The organism is Variovorax sp. 01T439_2 (genome assembly GCF_056398445.1).
The window spans coordinates 1-2,848 of the sequence record NZ_JBFTPJ010000786.1; the positions used below are offsets into that span (position 1 = coordinate 1).

1 protein-coding gene and 1 pseudogene are annotated in these 2,848 nt (G+C 70.8%); one reads left to right on the top strand and one right to left on the bottom strand.

Going from position 1 to position 2,848, the window contains the following annotated elements:
- Nucleotides 1-696, bottom strand: a pseudogene (locus AC1DOC_RS27725) (PEP/pyruvate-binding domain-containing protein); the annotation flags it as partial.
- A 138-nt stretch (nucleotides 697-834) separates the two neighbouring features.
- Between AC1DOC_RS27725 and AC1DOC_RS27730 the strand changes: the two are divergent.
- Nucleotides 835-2,784, top strand: a complete 1,950-nt coding sequence (locus AC1DOC_RS27730) for a DUF6600 domain-containing protein (protein ID WP_478130925.1) — start codon at nucleotides 835-837, stop codon at nucleotides 2,782-2,784.
- Nucleotides 2,785-2,848 lie beyond the last annotated feature (64 nt).

Sequence of the window (2,848 nt, forward strand, 5' to 3'; positions counted from 1 at the left end):
AATGTAGGGCTGCTCGCGGATCAGCGCCTCCTGGCTGACGAAGTCGACGCCCGCCTCGTTCGCGATGCGTTCGTGCAGCGTGGAATTGGTCTTGAACTTCACGGGCGCGAAGAAGCCGGCCTTCACCTGTGCATCGGCCTCGCGCAGCAGCGCGGGAGTGAGCCGGTCGCCTTCCCAGAACTCGTAGGTGAAGCTGCCGATGTTCTGCTGCCAGCTCAGCGTGCCGAACAGGAAGCGGCGGTCCGGCACGAGGTAGTTGCGGTCGATCTCGCGCTTGCCCGCGCGCGGCGCGAGCCCGGTCTCGCGCACGAAGCGCACATGCAGCTGGTAGCGCGGCGTGTCGATGTAGTAGGTGCGCACGGGCCGGGCCCGGCGGTCGACGGCGAACAGCACGTGGGCCAGCTGCATCGGCGTGCCGGCGTCGTAGACGCGGGCCAGCGTGTCGAAGTCGCCGCGGCTGCGCAGCGCCGGCAGCGAGGCGGGCGCAGCCGGCCGCGCGGGAAGCTGTGCGCCTTCCGGGGYGGACTTGTTGCTGTTCTGCTGCTGGTAGTAGGAAGGCTTGCGCGCGAGCTGCGCGTGCGCGGGCGCGGCGGCCATGGCCATGGCGGCGCACGCGAGCGCCGCGGTCCATTGCGCCGCGCTATGGTTTGGGTAGCGCAATTCGCCCGGTGCACAGGCGCTCTTGTTGTTTTTCATGCCGAGTCCTCGATTACAAGCGGTTGCCGAATGTGCGCGCGCTTCACCAAGCAAGGGACATGCGCTGACAGCGGCAGCGGATTCTCGCGCGTTACATATCCACCGCTTTCATCCGCCCCCGGGAACCGGAGACAAACCATGAACCGCCCCGCCTTTCTCGATCTTCACCGGCCATGGCACCGATGGCTGCTCGGCCTCGTGCTGCTGTGCCTCGGTGCGGCCGCCAGCGCGCAGCAGGACCCGCCGGGACGCGTGGCGCGCCTGAACCTGCAGCAGGGCACCGTGAGCTTCGCGCCCGCCGGCGAAGACAGCTGGTACGACGCGCAGCCCAACCGCCCCCTCACCACCGGCGACCGGCTCTGGACCGACCGCAATGCGCGCGCCGAAGTCCACATCGGCTCTGCGGCGCTGCGCATGGACGGGCAGACGCACATCGAATTCTCCGAACTCGACGACGACACCGTGCGCCTCACCGCGAGCCAGGGCAACCTGCAGCTGCGCGTGCGCGACGAGCTGGCGGGCCAGCGTGTCGAGGTGGACACCGGCAACCTCGCGGTCGTGATCGATGCGCCCGGCGAATACCGCGTGGCGGCCGACCCCGCTGCCGGCACCACCTGGATCGCAGTGGCTTCGGGCCGCGTCACGCTGCACGGCGAGAACGGCGAATCGCAATCGCTGGGTGCGCGGCAGCAGCTCACCGTGTCGGGCCGCAACCTGGCCGCGGTGGGCGGCGCGCCGGCGCAAAGCGGCAGCTTCGATGCCTGGGTGGCCGAGCGCAACCGCATCGAGGACCAGTCGATCTCCGCACGCTATGTGTCGCGCGAAGTCGTCGGCTACCAGCAGCTCGACGCCTACGGCGACTGGCAGAGCGACCCGACCTACGGCGATGTCTGGTTCCCGCGCAGCGTGGATGCCGACTGGGCGCCCTACCGCGACGGCCAGTGGGTCAACATCGCACCCTGGGGCCTGACCTGGGTCGACGCTGCGCCCTGGGGCTTTGCGCCCTTCCACTATGGCCGCTGGGCGCGCCTGGGACCGCGCTGGGCCTGGGTGCCGGGGCGGCCGGCCGCACGGCCCGTGTACTCGCCCGCGCTGGTGGGCTTCGTGGGCGGCAGCGGCGCCAATGCCGCCTTGCAGATCGGCAACGGCCGCAGCGGCGTGGGCTGGTTCCCGCTGGCCCCCGGCGAGGCATGGCGGCCCGGCTATGACGCGAGCCAGCGCTACCTCGACCAGGTGAACCGCATGGCGGCCTACCGCAACCGCCAGGCCGAGCTGCGCAACGGCTTCTATGCCAACCAGCAGATGGCGGGCGCCGTGACCGTGCTGCCGGCCGACCGCTTCGGCCGCGGCCCCTTCGGCCGGCGCGACCTGGTGCGGCTGCCGGACGACCGCTTCGCGCGGGTGCCGGTGGCGCCGGCGCCGGGCGTCCCGATGCAAGGCTTCGGCGGCGGCTTCGGCCGGCCGGCCGCTGCGCTGCCGCCGACGCAGCTGATGGCGCGCGAACAGCAGGAACTGCGCTACGAGCAGGCACGGCGAACCCGGCAGATGCAGCAGGCGCAGCAGGTGCAGGCGATGCAGCAACAACAGCAGCAGCAGCAAATGGAATGGCAGCGCCAGCAGGGCTTGCGCCAGCAGCAGGATTGGCAGCAGCGCGGCGCGCATGACCAGTGGCAACAGCAGCGGCAGCAGCAGCAGCAGCAGCAGCAGCAGTTGCAGGTCCAGCAACAGCAGCAACAGGCGCTGCGGCAGCAGCAGGAGGCGCAGCAGCGCGCCCAGGCGCAAGCCCTGCAGCAGCAACAACAAATGCAGCAGATGCAGCAGCAACAGCGCGCGGCGCAGCAGCAGGCATTGGCCCAGCAACAGATGCTGCGCCAGCAGCAGGAGATRCAGCAACGCGCCGTGCAGGCGCAACAGCAGGCCCAGCAGAACGCGATGCGCCAGGCGCAGGAAGCGCAGGTGCGCGCCCTCCAGCAGCAGCGCGGCTTCGCGCCTGCACCGCCTTCACCGCAGCAGCAGCCGCAGCTTCAGCCAGGCCAGCGCGGCGGCGACGACCGGCGCAGGTTGATGACCTCTCCGGACCAGCGCTGAACCTCCAGGGCTTGCACGGCGCCATCGCTCCGCGCAAGTCCCGCCGCAAGCGGCGCCCTCGGCC